The organism is Williamsia sp. MIQD14 (genome assembly GCF_051025635.1).
Taxonomy (GTDB): Bacteria; Actinomycetota; Actinomycetes; order Mycobacteriales; family Mycobacteriaceae; genus Williamsia_A.
In genome coordinates, this window is the sequence record NZ_JBPFDG010000005.1 from 403,420 (window position 1) to 430,069 (window position 26,650).

Genomic DNA, 26,650 nt, shown 5'->3' on the forward strand with positions numbered 1-26,650 from the left:
CCGCCGATCAGGCGACCGCGCGATGCGATACGGGTTGCGCAGGCACGAGGACCACATCGGTGGCGTTCGCGCGGAACACGGGCTCGATATCGACCCCGACGCGCACGGCGGCCGCGGCGAGCAGTCGGGACCACTCGCGATCGGCCGGCGTGGTCGCATCGGTCCCCGGTCGGGTGATGAGGAACGCCACACGCACCGACGACTGCGCGTCGATGATGTCCGCGAGCCGCTCCATCACCTGATCGACGAGTGCCCCGTTCGGCGCGCTCGGCAGAGGTAATTGGTTGAGCGCGGGAATGATCCGACCGTGGAGGTCGACGAACGCGAACCAGAGGACCTGATCGTCGAACCCCAACGGCCCGAGAAGCGCACGCCAGCGATCGCGGAGTTGGTCGGCCGACCCGAACGGGTCCAGTGCGGTGGTGATGTCGGGGATCGGATCGTGGGTGTCGTGCGCAGTCGATGTCATGACCGAAACTCTGCGATATCGCGGCCGGTCCGTCGAATGTGTTGTCCACAGGGCGATCTCCTGTGGACAGTGTGGTTGACGAATCATCGATCGAGGGTGTCCGATCGCGTGTTGCCCATCGATCCACCGTGCCGGTCGGCAGGTCCTTAACGACAATGATTATCATCAAGCGATGACCACTGACCCCCGCCTGCCCGTCACCGTGCTGTCCGGCTTCCTCGGTGCCGGCAAGACCACGTTGCTCAACCACGTCCTCGGCAACCGGGAGGGCCGACGGGTCGCGGTGATCGTCAACGACATGAGCGAGGTGAACATCGATGCCGCCCTGGTCGACGGTCCGCTGGGCGCAGTCGCACTCGATCGGACGGAGGAGAAGCTCGTCGAACTGACCAACGGATGCATCTGCTGCACCTTGCGCGAGGATCTCGTGGAGGCCGTCGGCGACCTGGCTGCGCAGGGCCGCTTCGATCAGATGATCATCGAGTCGACCGGAATCTCCGAACCCATGCCGGTGGCCGCGACCTTCGAATGGGAATTCGCCGGCGGCCGCAGCCTTTCCGACGTGGCGCGGCTCGACACCATGGTGACGGTGGTCGACGCATCGACCCTGCTGGGCGAGATCATGGATGGCGACACCCTCGCCGAACGCTCGCTGCGGGCCGCACCCGAGGACCACCGCACGATCGCCGATCTGCTCGTCGATCAGATCGAGTTCGCCGACGTGATCGTGGTGAACAAGACCGACCTCGTCTCCGAGACGGCCAGCGGCGCGGTGCAGGCCACCATTCGCCGGCTCAATCCCCACGCGAGCATCGTGACGACGTCGAACGGGGTCATCGGTCTGGACCAGGTTCTCGACACCGGGCGTTACGACGCCGATGCTGCGGCGGGACATCCGGACTGGGCGACCGAACTGGCCGTCGGGCACAACCCGGAGACCGAGGATTACGGCATCCGATCGGTGACCTATCGCGCCGACCGCCCCTTTCACCCACGGCGATTGTCCGAGGCGTTGGCGGGTCTCCGCGGAATCCTGCGCAGCAAGGGGTTCCTGTGGGTCGCGACGCGACCGGAGACCGTCGCCATCTGGTCGCAGGCCGGTCCGAACCTGGTGATGGAGCCTGCCGCGCTGTGGGCGTCGCTGCCCGACGAGACACCCGGGCAGGAGATCGTCTTCATCGGCGTCGCACTCGATCTCGACGCGCCCGCGAGAATTCTCGATCCGGCACTGCTCACCGACGACGAGATGGAGGCCGGGCCCCAGGCCTGGCGCCTCTTCGACGACCCGCTGCCCGAGTGGGCAGGGGTGCCCCACACCCACTGACGTGGCGCCGTCAGCATCTGCGTGTGACCGACGGAGGCACCTCGACGACATCGGCGGCATTGGCGCGGAACATCGGCTCCATCGTGAGTCCGAACCGCTCGGACGCGCCGTGGAGCAGGCGCGACCACCCGCGATCCCATGGGGCGATGCCGTCGACACCAGGGCGCGTGAGCAACATCGCCGACCCGGTGACGTCGTGCCTGCCGCAGATCTCGCTGAGTAGATGCACGAGGCCTTCTGCGAGATCAGGATCAGGTGGGCCGGGGACCTCGAGTTGCACCAGCGGACGGAGAAGTGCTCGGGCCCGGTCGACGAAGCCCACCCACACCAAACGTTCAGAAAACCCCAGCGGGCCCATCAGGGCCCGCCACCGGTCCCCCAATTCGGCGGCGGTGTGGAACGGGAGGCCGGCGGTCTCGATGGGTGGAAACGACGCGGGTCGCGCTGAGTTGTCAGTGGTCATCGCGCCACCATCCGGCGACCTGGGCGTTCGATCAAAGGCGTTGTCCACAGACCGATTCGCCTGTGGACGCCGTGTGTGCGGATCGCCGGCCGATCCTGTCCGATGAGGGGTTCGGACTTGCCTGCGACGGATGTGTTGTGATCTACAACCGTGCCTACTGCCGCCATCGTCACGATCGACACCTGCCTCGACGACGCCACCGAAGTCGCCGAGGTGGCGGCGGCGACGTTCCCCCTCGCCTGTCCCCCGGGCACCACCGAGGCCGACACCGCCGATTTCATCGGCAAGAACCTGACCGCAGCGCATTTCCGCGACCACCTCACCGCCGCCGATCGCGACGTCGTCGTCGCGCGGGTCGACGGTGCGATCGTCGGATACTGCCTCGTCGTGCACGGCGAACCCACCGATCCCGAGGTGCAGGCGGTCGTCACGCAGCGGCCCGTGTCGGAGCTGTCGAAGATGTACGTGCTGCCGCAGGCGCACGGGGCCGGGGCGGCGCACCAGCTCATGTCGACCGCGATCGCGGCCTGCGCGGACCGCGGCAGCATTGCGGTGTGGCTGGGCGTCAGCAACGTCAACCTGCGGGCGCAGCGGTTCTACGACAAGGCAGGCTTCACCGAGGTGGGCCGGAAGTCGTTCTGGCTCAACGGCGACGAGCAACGCGATTTCGTGATGGTCCGTTCGCTGCGCTGACCGTGCACCCCGGCCGCGAGGTCAGTTGGTGGTCTCGGCGAACCGCGACAGCGCGAGCAGCCGCGACGTCGCGCGCAGGTACTTCTTCTTGTACCCACCGGCGAGCATCTCCTCGGTGAAGATCTCGTCGAGTTTGGAGCCCGAGACCATCAACGGGATGTTCGCGTCGTAGAGACGGTCGGCGAGCACCACCATCCGCAGGGCCACCGTCTGGTCGGGCGCCGGGTGGACTCCCGACACGCAGACCAGGGTGACGCCGTCGACGAGAGCCTTGTACTTCGAGGGGTGCAACGTCGAGAGGTGCTTGCACAGCTCGTCGAAATCGTCGAGGGTCGCGCCCTCGGTCTTCGCCGCCAACTCGGCCAGCTCGGCGTCGGTGTGCGGCTCCGGCGCGGGCGGCAGGTCGCGGTGGCGGTAGTCGGGGCCGTCGACGCGGACGGTTTCGAAGACCGACGCGAGCTTGCGGATCTCCCGGAGGAAGTCCTGCGCGGCGAACCGGCCCTCGCCGAGCTGGCCGGGCAGGGTGTTCGACGTGGCGACGATGGACACGCCGCGTGCGGTGAGCTCGGTCAGCAGCCGCGACACCAACATGGTGTCGCCCGGGTCGTCGAGTTCGAACTCGTCGATGCAGATCACGCTGTGGTCGGCGAGGCGGTCGACGGCCGCGGTGAAGCCGAGCGCACCGACCACGTGGGTCACCTCGACGAAGGTGGCGAAGGCCTTCGGGCCGGGCATCTCGTGGTAGATCGACGCGAGCAGGTGGGTCTTGCCCACACCGAAGCCACCGTCGAGGTACAGACCGACGCCCTGACCGGGTGTCTTCTTGCCGAAAAGCTTCCGCTTCCCCGCCCGTGCCCCGCGCGCTCGCTCGACGAACTCCCGGCAGCTCGCCACCGCGGCGGACTGCGACGGCTCGTCGGGATCGGGGATGTAGCTGTCGAAGCTGACCTCGTCGAACATCGTCGGCGGGACCATCTCGTCCACCAGTTCCTCCGGGGGAACCTGGGGCGAGCGGTCGCTCAGACGTGCGGTCATGCGCCGACACTAGCGACGACGTAGAAATGACCTGGTGTACCTCTTGCAGAAAGCGACTCAGCTCACAGTCGACCGCGATGCCCTGAGCGACCTCTACGCCTATCCCGACGGTGACCCGTCGACCTCTCCCTGCCATGTGCGGGCGAACATGGTGACCTCGCTCGACGGTGCCGCGGCCGCCGACGGCGTGTCGGCGGGGTTGGGTGGCGACGGTGACAAGCAGGTGTTCGGGCTGCTGCGTGACCTCGCCGAGGTGGTCCTCGTCGGTTCGGCCACGGTCACCCAGGAGGGATACGGCCCGATCGATCCCGGGGGCGACGACCCGTCCACGACGACCCTGGCGATCGTGTCGGGATCGCTGCACCTCGACGCCGAGCAGGACGCGGTCACCGCGGCGAGCACCGTCGTCCTCACCCACGAGGGCGCACCGGCCGACCGGCGGACCCGGCTCGTCGACGCCGGCGCGACACTCCTCGACTGCGGGGAGGACGACGTCGACCTGCGTCGCGCGTTGGCGCATCTCGCCGATCGCGGCCGGACACGCGTCCTGTGTGAGGGCGGGCCCGGGCTGCTCGCCGCGTTGTTCGCCGAGGACCTCGTCGACGAGCTGTGCCTCACCACGGGCCCGACGCTGATCGGTGGCGACGCCGGGCGCATCACCCACGGTGACACCGGTGGCACCCGCCGCCTGCGCCGCGCACACGTGCTCGCCGACGACGAGGGCTTCCTCTTCACCCGGTGGGTCCGTGGCGTGGTCGCCGACGACCCCACCACGTCCGACGGCAACTGAGTGCCGCGCGGCGATGACTAGGCTCGCCCGTATGCGTCGCGTCCCCTTGCCCCGGTCCCCGCGTGCGGTGACCGTGGCCGTGGTCCTCGCGATCGTCGGGGCGCTGATGGCGGGATGTGCGGTGGGCCCCGACACCGGGCCGGGTCTGGTCATCGACAACGGCGGTGGCGGCGCCGGCCCCGCCGCGAGCACCGAGGCGCCCACGGCACCCGACCTGAGCGCACCCCGCACCGACCTCGCCTGGCGCGCCTGTCCCGACGACGTCGCGGGGCGCTATGGGTTGTCGGCGACGGCGGCCGACGTACGCGTCGAGTGTGCGGGCTTCCAGGCCAGCATCACCCCGGGGGTCGCGACCATCGACGCCGTCGACGTAGCGGCGGTCCGCGTGCGACTCACGAGCACCCCGGCGTCGGCCGCTCCGTTGGTGCTGACCTCGGGCAGCGACATCCCGTCGGCGATGACCGCCCTGCTCGTCGCGAACAGCCCGGGCCGCACCCTGCTCACCGCCCATCCCCTCGTCGCGATCGACCGACGCGGTACCGGCGCCAGTTCGCCGCTGGACTGCCTGACCGTTCGCGAACGCAACACCCTGTTGGACAACGGGTTCGACAGCAGCGACGCCGCCGGCGGTGTCGGGCCGCGACAGACCCGACTCGCGACCACCGCGGCCGAGGCCTCCGACGGGTGTTCGGAGACGATCAGTCCGTACCAGCTGGCCTACACCGCCGCCAACGCCGCCGGTGACCTCGAGCGTCTGCGGACGATCTGGGGCGTCGACCGGATCGGCATCGTCGGGGTCGGCGCCGGATCCGACGTCGCCCTGGCCTACGCCGGGCTGTACCGGAACCGGGTCGCGCGCCTGGTGCTCGACACTCCCCCCGCCTATCTGGCGTCGGCACGTGACCGCGCGCAACAGGTCGCCGCGGGCACCGACTCCGCGCTGACGACCTTCGCGACCGACTGTGCGGCGGCGAACTGTTCGCTCGGGACCGGTGCGCGTGCCGCGGTGCTGTCCCTGATCGACCGCGCCGCGGCCGGACGACTGGCCACACTCTCCGACGCCGATGTCCTGAGCGCGATCACCACCGAACTCGCGGTGACGACCACCGACCGGGCGAGCACCGTGACGCGGGTGTCGCGGTTGCTGTCGGCGGCCGCCGCCGGTGACGTCGGCGGGCTCACCCAGGCCGCCACCCGGGCCCGGGCACTGCGTGGGACCGACGGACAACTGCTGTCGCGGTGCAACGACACCTCGCAGCCGGTGGGCCAGAACGAGATCGGCGGCCTCGTCGCGTCGTGGAGCGGGCAGTACCGGTTCACCGGCACCGACACCGCGCTGTCGTTGCTGCGCTGCTCAGGATGGCCGGCCGGTCCCGCCGCGCCGCGACCGGAGGGATTCGACGTCCCCGTCCTGCTGCTCACCAGTGGATACGACACGATCAACGGCGGCACCGGTGCCGGTGCCCTCGAGCCGTTGTTCGTGTCGGCGGGTGCGAAGACCAGCACCGTCACGTGGGACGGTCTTGGCTTCTCGGTGGCCGCCCACTCCGACTGTGCCGCCGACATCGTCACGCGGTACGCCGAGTCCGGCGCCGTCCCCGACACCGGCGCCTGCCCCTCCTGAGCGCACGTCCGGCGACGGGTGCCGCGACGCGGTGGACCGCCCTCGTCCCCCTGCACCCCCGGCCGCCGACGTCGTAGTACGGTTCGTCGGTGCCGGTTGCCCACGAACCTGACCCGACCTCGCGGCGCCTGTTCCCGACGATGGACACCGCCCGGATCGTCTCACTGGTGCTGTGGCCGATCACCGTGTTGCTGGTCATCCACCGCTCACTGATCCTCGGCGTCAACGGCGACCGGACCGACGACTTCACCCCGGTGTACAACGCGGCCCTCGCCTTCCTCCGGGGCCAGGCGGTCTACGGCGAGAACTACAACACCGTCGACCCGCACTATCTCTACCCGCCGTCGGGCACGCTGCTGATGGCACCGCTCGCCTACATCGACCCCGAACGCGCCCGCTGGCTGTTCATCTTCGTGTCGGTGATCGTCCTGATCGCGGCGGCGTACTTCCTCGTGAAGCTGTTCGGCTTCTCCGCGTCGTCGGTGGCCTTCCCCGCGGTGCTCTTCTTCTTCTTCTGCACCGAGACCGTCTCGCACACGCTGATCTTCACGAACTTCAACTCGTTCGTCCTGCTCGGCGAGGTCCTCTTCATGACCCTCGCACTCCGACGCAAGGACCTGTGGGCCGGCGTGCCCATCGGCATCACCCTCGCCGTCAAACCCGTTCTGGCCGTGCTCCTCCTGCTGCCGCTGCTCTCGCGACAGTGGAAGGTCTTCGTCGGCGCCGTCGGGGTGCCGCTGGTGCTGACCGCGCTCGCGTGGCCGCTCACCGCCGATCCGATGGACTTCGTGAAGCGGACCGTGCCCTACCTCGGTGAGGCCCGCGACTACTACAACAGCTCGATCGCCGGCAACGGCGCGTATTTCGGTGTGCAGCCGTGGCTGCTGTACGTGCTGCGCATCGCGTTCGTGCTGATGGCGGCGTTCAGCCTGTGGTTCCTCTACACGCAGTACCGACGCACCGACGAGCTGCTGTGGATGGCGACCTCGTCGGGTGTCCTGCTGACGACGTCGTTCCTGGTGCTGTCGCTGGGCCAGGGCTACTACTCGATGCTGCTGTTCCCGCTGCTCATGACGGTCGTCCGGCCCGGGTCGGTGATGCGCAACTGGCCCGCGTGGCTCGGTGTCGCCGGGTGCATGACGTTCGACTCGTTCCTGTCGAGTCGCTGGGCCGCGTTCGGGCGTGCGATCGAGTACAACAAGGTCACGTGGGGCTGGTCGCTGCTGATGATCGCGGTGTTCTGCGTGCTGCTGTTCCGCTGGCTCGACCTGCGGGAGCAGCGCGCTACCGTGGAGGTATGACCACAGATTCCCACTCCGCCGGTTCGACCCCCGCCGTCTCCGATGCCGCGACGATGACCGACGAGCAGTGGCGCGCCAAGCTCACGCCCGAGGAGTACCGCGTGCTCCGTCAGGCCGGTACCGAAGCCCCGTTCGTGGGCGAGTACACCGACACGAAGACCACCGGGGTGTACCGCTGCCGGGCCTGCGACGCCGAGCTGTTCCGCAGCGACCAGAAGTTCGAATCCCACTGCGGATGGCCGTCGTTCTTCAGTCCCCTCGCCGGTGAGGCGATCATCGAGAAGGTCGACCGCTCGATGGGGATGAAGCGCACCGAGGTGCTCTGCGCCAACTGCCACAGCCACCTCGGCCACGTCTTCGAGGGCGAGGGATACGACACCCCCACCGATCTGCGCTACTGCATCAACAGCATCTCGATGCGGCTCGAGGAGGCCTGACGCCCGGTTCTCGACCCCGCCGGGTCAGGGCAGCGAGCTCACGAGCTGCTCGACCGGCACCCGGGGTCCGGTGAAGAACGGGGTCTCCTCGCGGACGTGCATGCGTGCCTCGGTGGCACGCAGGTCGCGCATGAGATCGACGATCCGGTGCAGCTCGGGCGCCTCGAAGGCCAGCAGCCACTCGTAGTCACCGAGGGCGAACGACGACACCGTGTTGGCGCGGACGTCCTTGTAGGCGCGCGCGGCCATCCCGTGGTCGGCGAGCATCTTGCGGCGCTCGTCGTCAGGCAGCAGGTACCACTCGTACGACCGCACGAACGGGTACACGCAGATGTACGCGCCGGCCTCCTCGCCGGTGATGAACGCGGGCAGGTGGCTCTTGTTGAACTCCGCCGGCCGGTGCAGCGCGACGTTGCTCCAGACCGCGTTGCTGGCGCGTCCCAGAGCCGTGGTGCGCCGGAAGTCGGCGTAGGCGCGCTGCAGGTCCTCGATGTTCTCCGCGTGCCACCAGATCATGAAGTCGGCGTCGGCGCGCATCCCGGCGATGTCGTACAGCCCTCGCACCACCACGCCGGTCGTCTCGAGCTTCTCCACGAACGTCCGCGTCTCGGCGATCACGTCGGCCCGGTCGTCGGGCAGCTCACCCGGGCGCACGGCGAAGACCGAGAACATGAGGTAGCGGACCGTGGAGTTGAGTTCGGCGTAATCGAGTCGCGTCATGACCCCATCGTGCCACCGCCGTGTGGCCCCCGGTCCGCGAGATGGGTCACCACCTGCGCGGCCGCGACACCGGCGCGCGCGATGCACGCCGGCACGCCCACACCGTCGTAGGCGGCGCCGCAGAACACCAGGCCCGGCGGCACGTCGGCGAGCGCCGAGGTCACCAGTTCCCGGTGGCCCGGGGCGTAGCGCGGCAATCCGACCGGCCACCGCTGCACCGTGGCGTCGACGAGGTCGGCGGCGGTGATCGAGCGCGACGCACCGGCCAGCTCGACGACCGTGGACAGATCGGTGACCGCGGCGGCGACGAGGTCGTCGTCGGAGAGGTGATCGACCGGATCGCCGTAGCGCCCGAACGACGCCCGCACCAGACCGGGTCCGCCGGCGGTGGCGAGATGGGCCCACTTCTGCGACGACAGCGTGATCGCCTTCGCCGTCGTCGCCTCGCCGGTGGCCATGAGCACCCCGGAATGGTCGGGCAGCGCGACATCGGGGGCGAGCGCGAGCATGACCAGCGCCGTGCTGGCCGTGGCGACGGTCGCGACACCACGGGCCACGTGCGGGGCCGCGGTCGCGACGACCGCGGCGGCGGCCGGCGCCGGCAGCGCGACGACGACGGCGTCGTGGGAGGTCTGGCGTCCGGAGTCGGTGGTCACCGTCCACCCGGCCCCCTCGGCGTCGACCGACGCGACCGGTGAACCGAGATGCATCGTCGCACCACCGGCTGATACGAGGCGGTCGACCAGCAGGCGGTACCCGCCGTCGAGTGCACCGAACACCGGAGCCGTCGACGGCGGCGGCAGCAGACCGTTCACCGCCGAGGTCAGATCCGGTGCGCCGGAATCGAGACGAGCGGCCAACGCGGGGAGCGATGCTCGCAGCCCGATGTCGTCGGAGCGGCACGAGTACACCCCCGACAGCATCGGGTCGACGCTGCGATCGACGACGGACCGCCCGAAGCGGTCGGCGACGAGCTCGCCCACCGAACGGTCCGACCCTGGCGTCCAGTCCATCGGGCGACCGACATCGCCCCGCATCCGTTCGACGTCGGCGGGCTCGGCGAGGTCGACGACCTGCCCGGCGTTCGCGGGTATGCCCATCAGCGTCGGCCGCGGGAGATCGCGGAGACGGCCGCCGGCCAGGATCGCGGGGCGTCGCGACGTGGGTCTCACCACCCGGTCGGCCAGACCGAGTTCCTCGATGAGCCCGACCGCCTCGGGACGGCGCACGATGAACGACTCGGCACCGGAGTCGAGGAGCTGCCCGTCGAGCCGCCGTGAGGAGAGCAGGCCCCCCGGGGTGTCGGAGGCGTCGAAGACGTCGACCACCGCGGTCGCACCGAGAGCCTGCCGCAGCCGATACGCGGCCACGAGACCGGAGACACCGGCACCGACGACCGCGATCCGCACCGCCCGGCCGGTCGACGCCGACGCGGTCACAGCGTGTGGACGAGCTCGACGATCCGCGTCAGCACATCCGGGTCGGTCGACGGCAGCACGCCGTGACCGAGGTTGACGATGTGGCCCGCCGCACCGGCGGCGACAGCGGCGTCACCCTCAGCGACGATGCGCCGCACGTGGCCCTCGACCACCTCCCACGGCGCGAAGAGCACCGCGGGATCGATGTTGCCCTGCACCGCTTTACCGGCGCCGATACGGCGCGCGGCGACGTCGAGGGGGATACGCCAGTCGACACCGACCACGTCGGCCCCCACCTCACCCATGGCGTGGAGCAACTCCCCCGTACCGACCCCGAAGTGGATGCGCGGACGACCGAAATCGGCCACCTCGGCGAGCACCCGCCTGCTGTGCGGGGCGACGAAACGCTCGTAGTCGGCCAGCGAGAGCATCCCGGCCCACGAATCGAACAGCTGCACCGCGTGCACGCCGGCCTCGAGCTGCACCCGTAGGAACGCGATGGTGATGTCGGCCAGCGCACCGACCAGCTCGTTCCACACCTCCGGCTCGCCGTGCATGAGGGCCTTGGTGCGCTCGTAGTTGCGGCTGGGCCCACCCTCGACGAGATAGGACGCGAGGGTGAACGGTGCGCCGGCGAACCCGATCAGCGCGGTGTGCTCGGGCAGTTCACCCAGGATGTTGCCGATGGCGTGCGCCACCGACCCCACCGATTTCGGGTCCAGCCGGGGCAGGGCGCGCACGGCGGCGCGGTCGCGCACCGGGTGGGCGATCACCGGACCGGTACCGGCCACGATGTCGAGGTCGACGCCCGCGGCCCGCAGCGGCACGACGATGTCGGAGAAGAGGATCGCCGCGTCGACACCGTGGCGGCGGACCGGCTGCAGGGTGATCTCGGTGACGAGATCGGCGTCGAAGCAGGATTCGAGCATCCCGCGGCCCACCCGCAGCTCCCGGTATTCGGGCAGCGAACGCCCGGCCTGACGCATGAACCAGACCGGTCGCCGCGACGGCCGTTCGCCGGTGGCGGCGGCGATCAACGGCATCCGTCGGACGTGGTCGGGGATCAGGGGGCTCATCACGATGTCATGCTGCCATGTGCGACCACCGGTCTCGACGGCGCGCCTCCGGCTCAGAACACGGCGCGCCTCCGGCGTGGGGGAGTCCGTTCGGCCTACCGTCGTACGCGTGACCTCACCCGGGGCTTGCGCGGAGCCTGTCGATTTCCGCAGCGCGGTCGACTCGATGCATGCGGCACGGATCCGTCCCGACATCGAGGTCGGCAGCATCCGTCCGCCGCAGCGCCTCGCGCCCTACAGCCACGCCATCGGCGCCGAGGTCATCCAGCCCGAGCCCGACGGCGAGATCCCCACCGACTCCGACGGCAGCGCCTTCGGTCGGCTCATCCTCCTCTACGACCCCGACGGCCAGGACGCGTGGAACGGGACGATGCGTCTCGTGGCGTTTGTGCAGGCCGAGGTCGAGGCCGCACTGGCCACCGACCCCCTGCTTCCCGAGGTCGCGTGGAGCTGGCTGGCCGACGCCCTGTCGGTCACCGAGATCACCGCCCTCGGCGGCACCGTCACCTCCACGACATCGGTCCGCTACGGCGACATCTCCGGCCCACCCCGCGCCCATCAGCTCGAACTGCGCGCGTCGTGGACCGCGACCGGAACCGACCTCTCCGCCCACGTCGAGGCCTTCTGCGAGGTGCTGTCCTCGGCAGCGGGGCTGCCGCCGACGGGCGTCACCAACCTCGGTGTCGGCGGCGCGGCCACCTGAGTGGTCGACGATGACTGATCCCACCCCGCCCGAGTCGACCCCGGCGGCCGACTCACCCGAGGTCACCGCCGAGCCGGAGATCACACCGCTCACGCAACCCGCCGACGGCGTGCCACCCGTGCTGCGCACCCCGGCCGAGTTCGACGGGGCCGCGGCATTGCTCGCCGCGGGCGAGGGACCCGTCGCGCTCGACACCGAACGCGCGTCGGGCTTCCGCTACTCCGGTCGCGCCTACCTCGTGCAGATCCGCCGGCGAGGGTCGGGATCGTTCCTCATCGACCCGATCGACCACCCCGACGCGCTCGGCGGTGTCATCGCCGCCCTCGACGGGCCACAGTGGGTTCTGCACGCCGCCGATCAGGATCTCCCCTGCCTGCGCGAACTGGGGTTCGTGTGCGCCGATCTGTTCGACACCGAACTCGGCGGGCGCCTGCTCGGTCTGCCCCGGGTCAACCTCGCGGCCATGGTGGCCCACCATCTCGGCCTGGGACTCGTGAAGGGCCACGGTGCCGCCGACTGGTCCCGGCGACCGTTGCCCGACGAGTGGTTGAACTACGCCGCCCTCGACGTCGAGGTGCTGGTGGAGCTCCGCGACGCCGTGGCCGCCGACCTCGTCGCCGCGGGCAAGGACGAATGGGCCGCCGAGGAGTTCGAGTACGTCCGCACCAAGCCCGAACCGCCACCCCGGGTCGACCGGTGGCGCCGTACGTCGTCGCTGCACACCGTGAAGTCGACGCGCGCGCTGGCCATCGTGCGCGAACTGTGGTCGTCGCGGGAGGAACTGGCGATCGAACGCGACATCGCGCCGGGGCGGGTGCTCCCCGATTCGGCGATCGTCGCCGCCGCGCAGGCCTCCCCCGCCACCGCCGATGACCTCACCCGACTCCCCGTCTTCGGTGGCCACCGTCAGCGCCGCCTCGCGCGCCGTTGGTTCGGCGCCATCGACCGCGCCCGCGGGCTCGCCGACGCAGACCTCCCCCCGCGCAACGCAGGCGGGGTGGGGCTACCGGCGGTCAACCGCTGGGCCAACCGCAATCCCGAGGCGGCACAACGGTTGTCGGCGACCCGAACGGCACTCGCGGAGCTCTCCGAGCGCGTGGGCACCCCCGTGGAGAACCTGCTGCAACCGGATCTGATGCGCCAGATCTGCTGGGACGGTGTCGGTGAACCGGTGACTCTCGACGCGATCACCGAACGGCTCACCCGCGGTGGCGCACGACGCTGGCAGCGCGAACTGTGCACACCGCTGCTGTTCACGGCGTTCACGGCGCCGCCGGAACCCGAGCCAGCTGCAGTCGACGCCGAACCGGCGGGCTGAGCCCTACTTCTCGACCGAGATGTCCTTGCCGACCGGGACATTCTTGCCGGCGGTGACGTCGTCGCCCATCGGTGTCATCGACTGCATCGTCGACACCGTGGCGGTGATCGTGCGCGCGAGATCCTGTGCGGTGAGCCCGAGGTCACCGAGGATCTCGTTGCGGCTGCTGTGCGCCAGGAACTCCTGCGTGATGCCCCGCTGTTGCACGGGTACGTCGACGCCCGCGGTGCGGAGCCGGTCGCTGATCGCCGACCCGACTCCGCCGTGTACGCCGTTGTCCTCCAGGGTCACCACGAGGCGGTGGTCGCGCGCGAGGTCGACGATCGAGTCGCTGACCGGCAACACCCACCGGGGGTCGACGACGGTGACGTCGATGCCCTGCTGCGCGAGACGGCCTGCGGTGTCGACGGCGAGCGCGCAGAACGCGCCCACGCCGACGACGAGGACGTCCGCGGGGCCGGTCGTCGACGAGCGGTAGAGGACGTCGGTGCCGTCGGCGAGCCGCTCGATCGACCGGATGTCCTCGGGCACCGCGCCTTTGGAGTAGCGCAGCGCGGTCGGGCCGTCGGCGGTGTCGAGTGCCTCGCCGAGCTCCTCGCGGAGACGGACGGCGTCACGGGGCGCGGCGACCCGCAGCCCGGGCACCAGTGCCATCAGCGACAGATCCCACATCCCGTGGTGGCTCGGGCCGTCGGGACCGGTGACGCCGGACCGGTCCAGGACGAGCGTGACCGGCTGCTTCAGCAACCCCACGTCCATCAGCAGCTGGTCGAACGCACGGTTGAGGAACGTGGAGTAGATGGCGACCACGGGGTGCTTGCCGCCCAACGCGAGTCCGGCCGCCGAGGTCAGCGCGTGCTGCTCGGCGATGCCCACATCGAAGAGCCGGTCGGGGAACCGCGCCCCGAACGGGGCGAGACCGGTGGGCCCGGCCATCGCCGCGGTGATCGCGACGATGTCGTCGCGTCGCGAACCCGCCTCCACGAGCGCCGCGGAGAACACCGAGGTCCAGTCCTGCGGGGGCACGCTCGTCGCGCGACCGGTGAGCGGATCGATGATGCCGATGCCGTGCATCTGGTCGGCCTCGTCGTTCTCGGCGTAGGCGTAACCCATACCTTTACGGGTCACCGCGTGCACGATGACCGGTCCCCCGAACGCCTTCGCGTGGGCCAGTGCACTCTCCATGGCCACACGGTCGTGTCCGTCGACAGGGCCGACGTACTTGATGCCGAGGTCGGTGAACATGGCCTGCGGCGCGAGGAAGTCCTTCACGCCGCTCTTCATGCTGTGCAGGATCGCGTAGGCCAGCGACCCGACCATCGGCATGCCGGTGAGCATCTTGCGGGCCTCGCCGAGCACCTTCTCGTAGCCGGGCTGCAGGCGCAGGGCGGCCAGGTTCTTCGCGAACCCGCCGATGGTCGGTGCGTAGGAACGCCCGTTGTCGTTGACGACCACGACGACCGGTCGGTCACCGGCGGTGATGTTGTTCAGCGCCTCCCAGCACATTCCGCCGGTGAGGGCACCGTCGCCGACGACCGCGACGACGTGGCGGTCGAGGTCGTCGAGTTCGAAGGCCTTGCTCAGACCATCGGCGTAGGACAGTGCCGCCGAGGCGTGCGACGACTCGACCCAGTCGTGTTCGCTCTCCGCACGCTCCTGATAGCCGGTGAGGCCGCCACGCTGGCGGAGAGTGTCGAAGGCGTCGCGGCGACCGGTGACGATCTTGTGGACGTACGACTGGTGACCGGTGTCGAAGATGACCGCGTCCGACGGCGAGTCGAAGACGCGGTGGATGGCCAGGGTGAGTTCGACCACGCCGAGGTTGGGACCGAGGTGTCCACCGGTGGCCGACACCTTGTCGATCAGGAAGGTACGGATCTCGGCGGCGAGCTCCTCGAGCTCCACCGCCGTCAGTCCGGCGAGATCCCGCGGCGAACCGATCCTCTCGAGCACACCCATCGACGCTCCTTCCAGCATTGTCCCGTCGAGTCTACGGAAGGGGGGCGTCCGATCGGCCACTGTCGAGTGTGGGGTCGGGCACCAGGGCCGCGATCGCCTCGACGTGGTGGGTCAGCGGGAAGGCGTCGAGTCCGACGATCTCGGCGGGTCGGTAGCCGTGCTCGCGGTAGGTGCCCAGATCGCGTGCGAACGTCGCGGCGTCGCAGCCGACGTGGACGACCAGGGCGGGTGCAGCGGCACAGATCCCCTCCACGACCGCTCGGCCGGCGCCGCTGCGGGGCGGGTCGGCGACGACGACGTCGGGTGCGGGGAGGTTCACCAACGCGGCGTCGACGGGTCCGCGGTAGACCGCCACCCGTTCGTCATCGGCATAGGTGACTCGCGCCGCAGCGGCCGCTGCCGCGTCGGCCTCGACGACGACCACCGACGTCAGCGTGTCGACGGCGTCGCACAGGGCGCCGGCGAACACCCCGACACCGCCGTAGAGATCCCAGGCCGTCGTCGCGGTCGGCGCATGGCGCGCGGCCATCGCCGCCACCAGCTCGCCGTAGCGGGTCGGCGCGGCGCGGTGGGCCTGCCAGAAACCGGTCACCGGCAACAGCCACGTGCGCGCACCCACGCGGTGCACTGCGACGTCGGATCCGGCCACCACGGTCGCCCGGGACACCGGTCGCCCGGCGCGAGCGCGCTGCGCCCGCCCCCGACGGTCGTCACGGCCGCGTCCGGACCGACCGCGCGTCGGTGTCGTGGGGCTCATCACGAGTTCGGTCAGATGCACGACACCATCGTCGGCGGCCACGGCGACCACCTCGGCACCCGGCGTCCACGTGTGGGTGTCGAGTCCGTCGAGGAGTCCGGCCACCGGCTGCGCGCATCGTGCGCCGGTCACGACCGCATCGGATGCCGGGGCGTGGACACCGACGACACCGTCACTGTCGACGGGCATCCGCACCCGGGTGCGCCACTGCGTCGGGGCCCCCAGGGACACGACCTCGACCCGGTCGACGCCGACGGCCGACAGAGCGTCCGGTGACCAACCGCCGAGACGCTCGAGCTGCTCACCGACGACCGTCGCCTTGATGTCGCGGGCGTGATCGTCGGTGACGAACGACAGGTCGCAGCACCCGGCGCCGGCGGCCGCCGCCGCGCATACGGGATCGATCCGGTGTGCGGAGGGTTCGACGATCTCGACGACGGTCGCGTGGCAGTAGGAGCGGTGACGGTCCTCGGTCACCTCGACCAGGACGCGTTCACCGGGCAGGGCACCGCGCACGAACACCGCGCGGCCCTCGTCGCGACCGACCATCGCTCCGCCGTGCGCCGGACGCAGGTCGCCGAGTTCGCGCCGCGACCCCGCCCAGCCCCCGGACTCGGCGGGCCGTGCGCTCACGGGGTGTCGCCGCCGGAACCGCCGGCACCGGGTGGGGTGCTGCGGGGTTCGACCGCACCGACCATGCCGCGTCGGAGGTCGCCCGGGGCGTTGTAGACGCGGTCCTTGTTCTTGCGACGATCCGACGAACTGAGCTGCCACGGCACCGATGTCACCATCACACCCGGCTCGAACAACAGCCGTCCCTTGAGTCGCAACGCCGACTGGTTGTGCAGGATCTGCTCCCACCAGTGACCGACGACGTATTCGGGGATGAACACGGTGATGACGTCGCGGGGTGATTCGCGACGGAGTCGACGGACGTAATCGATGACCGGACGGGTGATCTCGCGGTAGGGCGATGCGATGACCTTGAGCGGGATGGTGATGTCGCTGCTCTCCCACTCGGCCACGAGGCGCCGGGTGTCGCGGTCGTCGACGTTGACCGTGATCGCCTCGAGTGCATCGGGTCGGGTGGCCCGGGCGAACGCCAGTGCCCGCTTGGTGGGCAGGTGCAGCTTGGAGACCAGCACCACCGAGTGGGTGCGGCTGGGGAGGATGGTCTCGTACTCGCTGTTGTCGAGCTCGGTCTGCACCGACGCGTAGTGCCGGTGGATGAGCTGCATCAACCCGAAGATCGCGACCATCGCCACGATCGCGATCCAGGCGCCGGCGAGGAACTTGGTGATGAGCACGATGACGAGCACGGTGCCGGTCATCGCCAGGCCGATGGAGTTGATGATCCGTGACCGCTGCATCCGCCCCCGCGCACCCGGATCGGTCTCGGTCCGCAGGTGCCGGGTCCAGTGCCGCACCATGCCGATCTGGCTCAGCGTGAACGAGACGAACACACCCACGATGTAGAGCTGGATGAGCGCGGTGACCTGTGCGCCGAACGCGACGACGAACACGATCGCCGACAGCGCGAGGAAGAGGATGCCGTTGCTGAAGGCGAGGCGGTCACCGCGGGTGTGCAGCTGGCGCGGCAGGTAGCGGTCCTGGGCGAGCACCGAACCCAGCACGGGGAAACCGTTGAACGCGGTGTTGGCGGCGAGCACGAGGATCAACGCGGTCACGATGGTGACGAAGTAGAAGCCGGGGGTGAAGTTCGCGAAGACCGCGTGGGCGAGCTGGGCCACCAGAGATTTCTGCTGGTAGCCCTCGGGGGCACCGGTGAGGTCGGCGGCGGGGTTCTCCACGTACTTCGCGCCGATCTTCTGCGCGAGCAGGATGATCCCGAGCAGCAGCACGACCGCGATCGCACCGAGGAGGAACAGCGTGGTGGCGGCGTTGCGCGACTTCGGCTTCTGGAACGCGGGGACACCGTTGCTGATGGCCTCGACACCGGTCAGCGCGGCACACCCCGAGGAGAAGGCGCGGGCGATGAGGAACACGAACGCGATACCGACGAGGTGGTCGTTCTCGGCCTTCACCCCGAAGTCGGCGGTCTCGGAGCTGATGTCGTCGCCGAGGACGAAGATCTGCACGAAACCCCAGATGAGCATGATGACCATGCCGGCGATGAACGCGTAGGTGGGGATCGCGAAGGCGGTGCCGCTCTCGCGGATGCCGCGCAGGTTGACGCTGGTGAGCAACACGATGGCCACCACGCAGAACAGCACCCGGTGCTGCTCGACGAACGGGATGGCCGAGCCGATGTTCTCCGCCGCCGAGGAGATCGAGACCGCGACGGTGAGGATGTAGTCGACGAGCAAAGCGCTGCCGACGGTGAGACCGGCCTTGGGGCCGAGGTTGACCGTCGCCACCTCGTAGTCGCCACCACCGGAGGGATAGGCGTGCACGTTCTGCCGATAGCTCGCCACCACGACGGCCATCACCACCGCGACGGCGACACCGATCCACGGGGTGTAGGTGTAGGCCGACAGTCCCGCCACCGACAGCACCAGGAAGATCTCCTGCGGCGCGTACGCCACCGAGGACATCGCGTCGGAGGCGAAGACCGGCAACGCGATCCGCTTCGGCAGCAACGTCGCGCCGAGGGTGTCGCTCCGGAACGGACGTCCGAGGACGAGCCGTTTCGCCGCTACGGACAGCTTGGACACCGTGGACACTGGGCAACCATAGGACGTGGTGGTCACCGCGGCGACGTGGGGCGGTAGCGTTTTGACGTCGCGGGTCCGGTTGTACCGAGGAGGACGCTGGTGCGGGTAGTGATCATGGGGTGCGGCCGGGTCGGTTCGTCCCTCGCCCTCGCCCTCGAGGGCAAGGGGCACGAGGTGGCGGTCGTCGACCGCGACTCCTCGGCGTTCCGCCGTCTGGGCAGCGGTTTCGGTGGCACCACCGTCAAGGGTGTGGGCTTCGACCGGGACGTGTTGCGGACCGCGGGCATCGCCGACGCCGACGCGTTCGCCGCGGTGTCCTCCGGCGACAACTCGAACATCATCGCCGCGCGTGTCGCGCGCGAGACGTTCGGTGTCGAGAAGGTCGTCGCGCGGATCTATGACGCCAAGCGCGCTGCGGTCTACGAGCGCCTGGGCATCCCCACCGTCGCCACGGTGCCGTGGACCACGCAGCGGTTCGTCGCCGCCCTCGGTGAGGGCAGTGCATCGACCGCGTGGCGGGATCCCTCGGGGTCGGTGCTGGTGACGCTGATCCCGTTCCACGAGAGCTGGATCGGGCAGACCGCGGCGGTGTTCCAGGAGGAGACCGGGGCACGGATCGCGTTCATCAACCGCCTCGGCAACGCACTGCTGCCCGAGCCGCGCACGGTGTTGCAGCAGGACGACAACGTGTTCGTCTCCGTGCTGCGCGACAACCGCGACAACGCCTTCGAGGTCGCTGCCGGCGAACGGGACGCAGGATGACCGGGGCCGCGATCCGGGGCGTGTTCGCAGTCGGTTCCCACGACGGAGGTGGTCAGCGGTGAAGGTCGCCATTGCCGGGGCGGGTGCGGTCGGCCGGTCGATCGCCCGCGAGCTGCTCCACAACAAGCACGAGGTGATGCTGCTCGAGCGGCGTCTCGACAACATCGACGAGGCGTCGGTGCCCGGGGCGACGTGGATCAATGGCGACGCCTGCGAACTCGACAACCTCGAGCAGGCGCAGCTGCACACCTACGACGTGATGGTCGCCGCCACCGGCGACGACAAGGCCAACCTCGTGGTGAGCCTGCTCGCCAAGACCGAGTTCGCCGTGGCCCGTGTGGTGGCCCGCGTGAACGATCCGCGCAACGAGTGGCTCTTCGACGAGGGCTGGGGTGTCGACGTGGCGGTGTCCACGCCGCGCATCCTCGCGTCGCTGGTCGAGGAGGCCGTCTCGGTCGGTGATCTGGTGCGACTCATGACCTTCCGACAGGGTCAGGCGAACCTGGTGGAGATCACGCTGCCGCAGGACACCTCGTTCGCGGGCAAGCCCGTCCGCAAACTGGTGTTGCCGCGCGACGCGGCCCTGGTGGCGATCCTGCGTGGCGGTCGGGTCATCGTGCCCCAGGCCGACGACCCGGTCGAGGGTGGCGACGAACTGGTCTTCATCGCACCGACCGAGGTGGAAGAGGCTCTGCGCGAGGCGATCCTCAGTCTGTAGGCGCGGTGTCGACGACCTCGTCGGGCTCGGTCGATTCCTCGCGCTCGGCCCAGCGGACCAGCAGGACCGTCGCCAGGCCTGCCGCGATCGTGAGCGGCCAGCCCATCCCGATACGCGCCGCGGCGAGCAGACCGGTCTGGTCGGAGTCGTAGAGGAACGACTGGACGAGGTAGCGCACACCGAACAGCACGGCCCACACCGCGGTGGCGAGGTCGTAGGCGAGCAGGGTCCGCCGGTGCTTGCGCCAGGCGGTCCCGTTGCCGTTGACCACGTTCCAGATGACGCCGACCAACGGCCAGCGGACCAGGATCGACAGCAGGAACGCGCCCCCGTAGACCAGCGTCGTCCAGATGCCGACGAGGAAGAAGCCCTTGGCGTCGCCGGTGCGGTGGGCGATGAACACACAGATGGCGACGCCGAACAGTCCGGAGACGGCGGGCTGGATCGGGTCGCGACGGATGAGCCGGTAGGCGAAGATCGCGACCGACACCGCGACCGCGGCGATGATGCCGGGCGTGAGACCGCCGATGGCGTTGGCCGTCACGAACACGACGATCGGCACTGTCGAGAAGATCAGGCCGGGTATGCCGCCCATCTGCTCGAGCAGGGTGGGTGCCGCGGCCTCGACTGTCGTGCCGGTATCCGGGGAGTCGGGTGCGTGATCGGGGTCGGACAGGCCACGCGAGGGATCAGTCGTCACCGAGGAGCTCGTAGTACGGGTTGTAGATCACCTTGGCGCCGTCCTTCTCGCCGAGGCGGCCGCGCACGGTGATCTTGCGTCCCGGCTCGATCCCGGGGATCCGGTTGCGGCCGATCCACTTGAGGACGACCACGTCGGTGCCGTCGAAGAACTCCGCGACCACGCCGGTCTTGGTCGCCTTGGAACAGGTCTGCACCGACCGCAGCTCACCGAGCATGCTGACTTCTTCACCACGCGAGCAGTCGCATGCGCGCTGGGCACCGGTCGCCTGCGACTGCTCCGAGATCTTCTCGGCGTCAGCCTGCTCGAGATCCTCCGTGAGACGCCTGGTGAGGCGCTTGAGGTATCCGGCTCCTGCGGTCATCGCACCCTTTCCGTACTGCTCGTGTGGGGCGAGGAGACCGCCCCTGGATCGCCAGGGTAGACCTCGCCCGATCACCACACCACCCACGGGGCAGGATCATGGGATGGCCGCCGTCACACCCTCCGAGACCAGTGGTCTCACAACACCATCGGTGCTGGTCGCGCTACCGGGGACGGGTTCCGACGCCGACTACGCGAGGCGCGCGTTCGGGCCCCTCGCCGACGAGTTGGGCCTGCATCTGATCGCCGTCGACCCGGGTCCCGACGGTGTCGGCGCCGCCTACCTCCGCGCACTCGAGGACACCGCCGCCGCGAACGGTCCGGTCCTGGTCGCCGGGATCTCCATCGGGGCCTGCGTGGGCGTCGGGTGGGCGCTCGGGTCCGACGCGTGTGCAGGGGTCGTCGCCGCCATGCCGCCCTGGTTGTACGACGAGGAGTCCGCGCCGTCGCCGGCGGCGCGCAGTGCGCTGGCGACCGTCGACCTCATCGACCGCCTCGGGACCGACGGCGCGATCACGGAGATGCGGGCGAACACACCCGCCTGGTTGGGCGCGGAGCTCGGGCGGTCGTGGACGTCGATCGGGGCACCACTGCGCTCCCAGCTCGCCGAGGCGGCGGCCATGCGCACGCCGACCGCACCGATGCTGTCGGCGCTGCGGGTGCCGCTGGCGGTGGTGGGCGTACGCGAGGACCCCATCCATCCGCACGACGTCGCGCGACGGTGGGCCGATCTCGCCCCGCGGTCGGCGATGAGCGCGATCACCTTCGACGACTGGGGCGAGGACGCGGGCACGATCGGGCGGGCGGCCGCCGCGGCCTGGACGGATCTGGCCTGAGCCCCGGGCCGTCTGTTCGCCCGTCTGTTCGCTCGGACTACTTCTTGCCCTGCCGTCGACGCAGACGCTGCAGCGCCGACCCCGACGACCGGCGAGACCGATCGGCCTCCGCCTCCGACGGCTCCTCGGCGGTGGTGTCGGTGGCCTCGATGTCGGGGTGGACGTCGGTCCCCACGGGATCGTCCTCACCGACGACGTGGGCGCGCGCGCTCTGGGCGATCGCACCCTCGGGTGCGACCCCGGTCTCCTCGTCGGACGACACGGACTCGACCGGCGCGGGCGCGGTCTGATCGGCGAGTTCCTCGGGCGGGGCGGCGAACTGGTCCATCACGCCGTCGGCCTGCATCTGCTGCTGGGCGGCGAAGACCTGCTCGGCGAGCACGGGCGGCAGCGACACCGGCAGCGGATCACGAGGAGGATGCGGGTCGGAGCCGCGCCGCACCACCGACTCGCTGAGAACGGCCCGTGCCACCGGCGCGAGGTCGTCGGCCGATTCCGGCGGCCCGCTCGCGACGCAGCGGACCATCCATCGGGGTCCCTCGGCGCCGATGAAGCGGTGCACACCGCCGGGGACGACGGCCACGACCTCACGGCCCCAGTGTCCGTCCTCGGTGGACGCCTCGGCCCCGTCGGTCCGCAGGGTGTCGACCAACTCCCCCACCACCTCTCGCCACAGACCGGGTGAGCGGGGGGCGGCGAACGCCGCGACGCTGATGCGGCCGTGCGGGGTCACCAGATGCACTGCCTGGGGCTGATGGTCGGCGGTCATCTCGACGGTGACCTGTCCGCCCTCGACGACCGGTACGAGCACCGATCCCAGATCCAGATGTGAGTTGGTCAGGTCGACGTCGTCGGCCAGATCCTCGATGTCGTACGGTCCCCGCCCGGTACCGATCTCCTCCGTCATGTCCGTCATCCTTCCCGACGCGGATCGACGAGCGACGCGTGACCACCACTCGAGCCGTGACCGCCGGTCCCGCGACTGGTCTCGTCGAGGCTCTCGACCTCCACGAACTCGGGCAGCTCGACCCGTTGCACCAGCAGCTGGGCGATGCGGTCGCCGCGGCTGATGGTGATGGGCTCGACCGGGTCGAGGTTGATGAGACAGACCTTGATCTCGCCGCGGTAGCCGGCGTCGACGGTGCCGGGGGTGTTGACGATGGAGAGTCCGACACGCAGGGCGAGACCCGAGCGGGGGTGGATCAGTCCGACCGTGCCGACGGGCAGCGCCACGGCGATCCCGGTCGGCACGAGTTCCCGCGCCCCGGGGGCCAGGACCGTGTCGACGGTGCTGCACAGATCGACCCCGGCGTCGGAGTCGTGCGCGCGGCGCGGAGGGGGTACCGAGGGGTCCAGTCGTCGGAATGCAACCGTCTCGACCTGCGCATCGACTGCCACAGGCGAAGACTACGCTGGCCTGGTGGCATCGTTTTCATCGACCGACGAGCGCGGGTTGTCCCCTGTCGCCGACCGTTTCACCGAGCGTCTGAGGGTCCCGTGGTGGTGGTGGCCGGCGGCCGCGGTCGTGGTCGGGGTGTTCGGGTACGAGATCCAGCTCGCCGCCCGGCAGGCGTCGTGGAGCTTCGTCGCCTACCTCGTGGTCGCGGTGCTCGCGGTGTGGATGCTGTGGTCGATGGGTCGCGTCACGGTGCGGGTGACCGCCGACGGCGAGTTGTGGGCCCACAAGGCGCATCTGCCCGTATCGCTGATCGCCCGCGGCGCGACCATCCCGGCGACGGCGAAGAGCGCCGCGCTCGGTCGGCAGCTCGATCCGGCCGCGTTCATGATGCATCGGGCCTGGGTCAAGACGATGGTGCTGCTCGTCCTCGACGACCCCGACGACCCGACCCCCTACTGGCTCGTCAGCACCCGGCACCCGGCCGAGCTGCTCGCCGCCATCGGCCTGTCCGACGCGTCGACCACCGACAAGCCCTGACCGTCGGCGCCGCCCGAGCATCGCCTCCGCCCGACGAACGACGAGCGCCGGTCCACCTCGTCGGCGGATCGGCGCTCGTGGTTCTCGTCGCCGTCATCGGCGACCTCGTTCACTCCCCTGTCGAGAAGACCTTCGTGATCAGGCGCAGTCCACGCAGATCAACGAGTTTCCGTTCTCACGGGCCAGTCGGCTGCGGTGGTACACGAGAAAGCAACTCGTACAGGTGAACTCGTCTGCCTGCTTCGGGACGACCCGCACGGAGAGTTCTTCTCCGGACAGATCGGCACCGGGCAGTTCGAAGGACTCGGCCGTGTCGCTCTCGTCGACGTCGACCGAGGCGGCCTGCGCCTCGCTGCGCCGAGCCTTGAGCTCCTCGAGCGAGTCCTCGCTGAGGTCTTCGGTTTCGGTTCGACGTGGGGCGTCGTAATCAGTAGCCATGTTTCCGCCTTCACTCAATACCTTTGGCCGGCGCTGCTGCGGTCCGCTGGTTTCGCGAGATCGTCGGGCGCCGTGTGTGGACGACCCGTTTGCCTCGAGTCGTCCCGTCCCTCACGGGTGTGCCATGTAGTAACGACACATCCGTCGGTTTTGTTGCCCTCGCCGGAGTGCTGTGCAGTGAGCTTGACCACAGGGGCCGAGTTTCTGAACCACAAGACCAGTTACGCTAAGGCGGCCGAAGCGTAGCTCACCCACCGGACCGGGTCAACTGCGTATGTCGCACCGGCGCGGCACGGTGCCCTCCGCCTATGGTGAGGGTCGCCGCCGGGGACCATCCACCGGACCCGGCCACCTGCGAAGGGAAGTCAGTCGAGCGTGGTTTCGCAGATCACCATCGGATACCCCACCGACGATCACGGTCGTCCTTTCCGACGCCGCCGGTTCATCCCGTTCGTCATCGCCGTCGTCGTGCTGTTGGTCCTGGCGCTCGTCGTGTGGATCAGCGCACTCTCCGACGGTGATTCGTCGTCGGCGACGACGAGCTGCAACCCGCCGCCGGTCCCGTCGTCGGCCGCACCCGCGGGCGGACCGTCGGCCGCTCCGACGACCACGGTCGCCAACAGCGACCTGCTCGAGGTCGCCCCCGGCGCGTTGTCGACGTTCCAGGTCCGCGTGCTCAACGCCTCCGCCGAACGCGGTCAGGCGCGCAGTGTGCTCGACGACCTGACGTCGCAGGGGTTCACACCGGCCACCGACACCCCGTACGCCGACGACACCGTCTACCCCGACCAGAACCTCGACTGCGTCGGGCAGATCCGGTTCGGTCAGGCCAGTCGTGCCGCCGCGGCGGCGCTGTGGGTGGCCGAGCCGTGCGCCCAACTCGTCGACGACGGTCGCGCGGGTTCGGTCGTCGACCTCGTGCTGGGGACGCAGTTCACCAGCCGCGAACAGTCACAGGACGCCCAGGCCGTGCTCGAGGCCCTCCGGCAGGCCGATCCGTCGAACCCGCGCACCGGCGCCGATCCGGCGTTGGTCTCCGCGGTGCACAACGCCTCCTGCTGATCACGCACCACGCATCGGTCAGGTGATCGGGCCCGACGCACCGATCTCGTCGAGCAGCGCCAGGAACTCGGCGGCGATACCCGGTGCGACGGCGATCGTCACCGGCCCCTCGTCGCCCCGTGAGCGCGGCCCGGGTGTGCGGACGACCGCTCCGGCCTCCTCGGCGATGAGTGCACCGGCGGCCCAGTCCCACGGGTTGAGCCCGTGCTCGAAGTGGGCGTCGACCGCGCCCGAGGCGACCATGCAGAGGTCCAACGCCGCCGAACCGACACGACGGATGTCGCGGATGCGCGGGAGCAACTCGGCGATGACGCGGCCCTGTGCGCGCCGTCGATCCTCGCCGTAGCCGAAGCCGGTGGCGACGAGGGCGAGTGACACCGACGAGACCTCGTTCGCCCGCAGGGGTTGCGGTCCGTTGCCGTCGTCGCGCACCGCCCCCTCCCCCCGCGCCGCGGAGTAGACGACCGATCGGGCGACGTCGACGACGGCGCCGGCGACCGACACCCCGTCGATCTGTGCGGCGATCGACACCGAGTAGGCCGGGATCCCGTAGAGGAAGTTGACGGTGCCGTCGATGGGGTCGACCACCCAGCGCACACCCGTGGGCACCTCCACCGACCCACCGTCCTCCTCCCCGAGGAACGCGTCGTCGGGGCGGAGCCGCAGCAGATGGGCACGGATGGCCGCCTCGGCCTCGGTGTCGACGACGGTCACCGGATCGGTGGGAGTGCTCTTCGTCGAGACCGCCGAGGAGTGCATCGGCGCCGCCGCGTGGTCGATGAGGTCCCCGCGGCGGGTGCGGATCAGTTCGGCCGCGTCGCGGGCGACGTCGACGGCGATGGCGGTCAGTTCCACGGCAGAGGTCACACCCCAACCTCAGCACACCCGTCGCGGTGGTGCTGCGGTCGCACCCACCGGTCGATCGGTCACCGACACCCGGATCACCCGACGGATCCGCGAGCCCGCAGCGCGCGGTCGCGGTGATGACTAGCCTTGAGCGCGAGTCGGAGTCGGCCTCCATCGGCGACCCCCGACGGCCACATCCACGAGCCACGCCGGGCGCGAGAGCCGTT

Annotated in this window: 28 protein-coding genes; 13 read left to right on the forward strand and 15 right to left on the reverse strand. The window is 70.0% G+C overall.

Annotated features, from left to right (window positions below):
* Nucleotides 1-7: 7 nt before the first annotated feature.
* Nucleotides 8-469 carry a hypothetical protein gene (locus tag ACQ7HM_RS19335; protein WP_434217858.1) on the reverse strand — a complete coding sequence of 154 codons (462 nt, stop codon included), beginning with the start codon at nucleotides 467-469 and terminating at the stop codon, nucleotides 8-10.
* 172 nt (nucleotides 470-641) lie between these two features.
* Here ACQ7HM_RS19335 and ACQ7HM_RS19340 point away from each other — a divergent pair, with 172 nt between their 5' ends.
* Nucleotides 642-1,793 (forward strand): GTP-binding protein, encoded by a 1,152-nt coding sequence (locus tag ACQ7HM_RS19340; protein WP_434217859.1) that lies wholly within the window; start codon nucleotides 642-644, stop codon nucleotides 1,791-1,793.
* A 10-nt stretch (nucleotides 1,794-1,803) separates the two neighbouring features.
* Here the strand turns inward: ACQ7HM_RS19340 and ACQ7HM_RS19345 are convergent, their stop codons facing one another.
* A complete protein-coding gene (locus ACQ7HM_RS19345; protein ID WP_434217860.1) occupies nucleotides 1,804-2,256 on the reverse strand; it encodes a hypothetical protein in 453 nt (150 codons plus the stop codon).
* A 150-nt stretch (nucleotides 2,257-2,406) separates the two neighbouring features.
* Here ACQ7HM_RS19345 and ACQ7HM_RS19350 point away from each other — a divergent pair, with 150 nt between their 5' ends.
* Nucleotides 2,407-2,949 (forward strand): GNAT family N-acetyltransferase, encoded by a 543-nt coding sequence (locus ACQ7HM_RS19350; protein ID WP_434217861.1) that lies wholly within the window; start codon nucleotides 2,407-2,409, stop codon nucleotides 2,947-2,949.
* A gap of 21 nt (nucleotides 2,950-2,970) precedes the next feature.
* Here ACQ7HM_RS19350 and zapE read toward each other — a convergent pair whose 3' ends face one another.
* Complete coding sequence (zapE, locus tag ACQ7HM_RS19355) at nucleotides 2,971-3,984, reverse strand: cell division protein ZapE (protein ID WP_434217862.1); 1,014 nt, start codon at nucleotides 3,982-3,984, stop codon at nucleotides 2,971-2,973.
* Between the two features lie 34 nt (nucleotides 3,985-4,018).
* Between zapE and ACQ7HM_RS19360 the strand changes: the two genes are divergently transcribed.
* The 4 genes from ACQ7HM_RS19360 to msrB all read left to right on the forward strand — a co-directional run bounded on the left by ACQ7HM_RS19360 (nucleotide 4,019) and on the right by msrB (nucleotide 8,136).
* Complete coding sequence (locus ACQ7HM_RS19360; protein ID WP_434217863.1) at nucleotides 4,019-4,774, forward strand: pyrimidine reductase family protein; 756 nt, start codon at nucleotides 4,019-4,021, stop codon at nucleotides 4,772-4,774.
* 31 nt (nucleotides 4,775-4,805) lie between these two features.
* Nucleotides 4,806-6,398, forward strand: coding sequence for an alpha/beta fold hydrolase (locus ACQ7HM_RS19365; protein WP_434217864.1), 1,593 nt, complete (start codon nucleotides 4,806-4,808; stop codon nucleotides 6,396-6,398).
* 140 nt (nucleotides 6,399-6,538) lie between these two features.
* A complete protein-coding gene (locus tag ACQ7HM_RS19370; RefSeq protein WP_434217984.1) occupies nucleotides 6,539-7,699 on the forward strand; it encodes a glycosyltransferase family 87 protein in 1,161 nt (386 codons plus the stop codon).
* Nucleotides 7,696-8,136: a peptide-methionine (R)-S-oxide reductase MsrB gene (gene msrB, locus ACQ7HM_RS19375; protein WP_434217865.1), complete on the forward strand. Its 441-nt coding sequence runs from the start codon at nucleotides 7,696-7,698 to the stop codon at nucleotides 8,134-8,136. The genes ACQ7HM_RS19370 and msrB overlap by 4 nt, the downstream gene beginning before the upstream one ends.
* Nucleotides 8,137-8,160: 24 nt before the next feature.
* Here the strand turns inward: msrB and hemQ are convergent, their stop codons facing one another.
* From hemQ to hemE, 3 genes are read right to left on the reverse strand one after another with little or no spacing between them, the layout of a single operon-like run.
* Nucleotides 8,161-8,856 (reverse strand): hydrogen peroxide-dependent heme synthase, encoded by a 696-nt coding sequence (hemQ, locus tag ACQ7HM_RS19380; RefSeq protein ID WP_055788771.1) that lies wholly within the window; start codon nucleotides 8,854-8,856, stop codon nucleotides 8,161-8,163.
* Nucleotides 8,853-10,295 (reverse strand): FAD-dependent oxidoreductase, encoded by a 1,443-nt coding sequence (locus ACQ7HM_RS19385; protein ID WP_434217866.1) that lies wholly within the window; start codon nucleotides 10,293-10,295, stop codon nucleotides 8,853-8,855. Before ACQ7HM_RS19385 ends, hemQ begins: the two co-directional genes overlap by 4 nt.
* Complete coding sequence (hemE, locus tag ACQ7HM_RS19390) at nucleotides 10,292-11,350, reverse strand: uroporphyrinogen decarboxylase (RefSeq protein WP_434217985.1); 1,059 nt, start codon at nucleotides 11,348-11,350, stop codon at nucleotides 10,292-10,294. Before hemE ends, ACQ7HM_RS19385 begins: the two co-directional genes overlap by 4 nt.
* 109 nt (nucleotides 11,351-11,459) lie before the next feature.
* Here hemE and ACQ7HM_RS19395 point away from each other — a divergent pair, with 109 nt between their 5' ends.
* Nucleotides 11,460-12,053 (forward strand): DUF3000 domain-containing protein, encoded by a 594-nt coding sequence (locus tag ACQ7HM_RS19395; protein WP_434217867.1) that lies wholly within the window; start codon nucleotides 11,460-11,462, stop codon nucleotides 12,051-12,053.
* Nucleotides 12,054-12,063: 10 nt separating this feature from the next.
* A complete protein-coding gene (locus ACQ7HM_RS19400; protein WP_434217868.1) occupies nucleotides 12,064-13,371 on the forward strand; it encodes an HRDC domain-containing protein in 1,308 nt (435 codons plus the stop codon).
* Nucleotides 13,372-13,374: 3 nt separating this feature from the next.
* On the opposite strand, the gene dxs is transcribed toward ACQ7HM_RS19400, so the two are convergent.
* The 3 genes from dxs to ACQ7HM_RS19415 are packed head-to-tail and all read right to left on the reverse strand — an operon-like array spanning nucleotide 13,375 to nucleotide 18,771.
* The gene (dxs, locus tag ACQ7HM_RS19405) at nucleotides 13,375-15,330 is read right to left on the reverse strand and encodes a 1-deoxy-D-xylulose-5-phosphate synthase (protein ID WP_434217869.1); all 1,956 of its coding nucleotides are present in this window, start codon (nucleotides 15,328-15,330) and stop codon (nucleotides 13,375-13,377) included.
* A 31-nt stretch (nucleotides 15,331-15,361) separates the two neighbouring features.
* Complete coding sequence (locus tag ACQ7HM_RS19410) at nucleotides 15,362-16,720, reverse strand: class I SAM-dependent RNA methyltransferase (RefSeq protein ID WP_434217870.1); 1,359 nt, start codon at nucleotides 16,718-16,720, stop codon at nucleotides 15,362-15,364.
* On the reverse strand, nucleotides 16,717-18,771 hold the full coding sequence (locus ACQ7HM_RS19415; RefSeq protein WP_434217871.1) for an APC family permease: 2,055 nt from the start codon (nucleotides 18,769-18,771) through the stop codon (nucleotides 16,717-16,719). The genes ACQ7HM_RS19410 and ACQ7HM_RS19415 overlap by 4 nt, the downstream gene beginning before the upstream one ends.
* Nucleotides 18,772-18,861: 90 nt before the next feature.
* Between ACQ7HM_RS19415 and ACQ7HM_RS19420 the strand changes: the two genes are divergently transcribed.
* Together ACQ7HM_RS19420 and ACQ7HM_RS19425 are read left to right on the forward strand one after the other, a co-directional pair.
* A complete protein-coding gene (locus tag ACQ7HM_RS19420) occupies nucleotides 18,862-19,524 on the forward strand; it encodes a potassium channel family protein (RefSeq protein ID WP_434217872.1) in 663 nt (220 codons plus the stop codon).
* Between the two features lie 58 nt (nucleotides 19,525-19,582).
* Entirely contained in the window at nucleotides 19,583-20,242 is a 660-nt protein-coding gene (locus tag ACQ7HM_RS19425) for a potassium channel family protein (RefSeq protein WP_434217873.1), read from the forward strand.
* Here the strand turns inward: ACQ7HM_RS19425 and ACQ7HM_RS19430 are convergent.
* Both ACQ7HM_RS19430 and ACQ7HM_RS19435 read right to left on the reverse strand, forming a co-directional pair.
* Nucleotides 20,232-20,942: a DUF3159 domain-containing protein gene (locus ACQ7HM_RS19430; protein ID WP_434217874.1), complete on the reverse strand. Its 711-nt coding sequence runs from the start codon at nucleotides 20,940-20,942 to the stop codon at nucleotides 20,232-20,234. The two genes, ACQ7HM_RS19425 and ACQ7HM_RS19430, sit on opposite strands and share 11 nt — an antisense overlap.
* On the reverse strand, nucleotides 20,932-21,306 hold the full coding sequence (locus ACQ7HM_RS19435) for an OB-fold nucleic acid binding domain-containing protein (RefSeq protein ID WP_045822558.1): 375 nt from the start codon (nucleotides 21,304-21,306) through the stop codon (nucleotides 20,932-20,934). Before ACQ7HM_RS19435 ends, ACQ7HM_RS19430 begins: the two co-directional genes overlap by 11 nt.
* 103 nt (nucleotides 21,307-21,409) lie before the next feature.
* Between ACQ7HM_RS19435 and ACQ7HM_RS19440 the strand changes: the two genes are divergently transcribed.
* Nucleotides 21,410-22,141, forward strand: a complete 732-nt coding sequence (locus ACQ7HM_RS19440) for an alpha/beta fold hydrolase (protein ID WP_434217875.1) — start codon at nucleotides 21,410-21,412, stop codon at nucleotides 22,139-22,141.
* A 37-nt stretch (nucleotides 22,142-22,178) separates the two neighbouring features.
* On the opposite strand, the gene ACQ7HM_RS19445 is transcribed toward ACQ7HM_RS19440, so the two are convergent.
* Nucleotides 22,179-23,048 (reverse strand): DUF3710 domain-containing protein, encoded by an 870-nt coding sequence (locus ACQ7HM_RS19445; protein ID WP_434217876.1) that lies wholly within the window; start codon nucleotides 23,046-23,048, stop codon nucleotides 22,179-22,181.
* A gap of 5 nt (nucleotides 23,049-23,053) precedes the next feature.
* Complete coding sequence (dut, locus tag ACQ7HM_RS19450) at nucleotides 23,054-23,539, reverse strand: dUTP diphosphatase (RefSeq protein WP_434217877.1); 486 nt, start codon at nucleotides 23,537-23,539, stop codon at nucleotides 23,054-23,056.
* A 22-nt stretch (nucleotides 23,540-23,561) separates the two neighbouring features.
* Here dut and ACQ7HM_RS19455 point away from each other — a divergent pair, with 22 nt between their 5' ends.
* On the forward strand, nucleotides 23,562-24,077 hold the full coding sequence (locus tag ACQ7HM_RS19455; protein WP_434217878.1) for a DUF3093 domain-containing protein: 516 nt from the start codon (nucleotides 23,562-23,564) through the stop codon (nucleotides 24,075-24,077).
* Between the two features lie 138 nt (nucleotides 24,078-24,215).
* Here ACQ7HM_RS19455 and ACQ7HM_RS19460 read toward each other — a convergent pair whose 3' ends face one another.
* Nucleotides 24,216-24,515 (reverse strand): DUF4193 domain-containing protein, encoded by a 300-nt coding sequence (locus tag ACQ7HM_RS19460; RefSeq protein ID WP_434217879.1) that lies wholly within the window; start codon nucleotides 24,513-24,515, stop codon nucleotides 24,216-24,218.
* Between the two features lie 375 nt (nucleotides 24,516-24,890).
* On the opposite strand from ACQ7HM_RS19460, the gene cei reads away from it, so the two are divergent.
* Entirely contained in the window at nucleotides 24,891-25,577 is a 687-nt protein-coding gene (cei, locus tag ACQ7HM_RS19465) for an envelope integrity protein Cei (protein ID WP_434217880.1), read from the forward strand.
* 18 nt (nucleotides 25,578-25,595) lie between these two features.
* Here the strand turns inward: cei and ACQ7HM_RS19470 are convergent, their stop codons facing one another.
* On the reverse strand, nucleotides 25,596-26,444 hold the full coding sequence (locus tag ACQ7HM_RS19470; protein WP_434217881.1) for an inositol monophosphatase family protein: 849 nt from the start codon (nucleotides 26,442-26,444) through the stop codon (nucleotides 25,596-25,598).
* Between the last annotated feature and the right edge of the window lie 206 nt (nucleotides 26,445-26,650).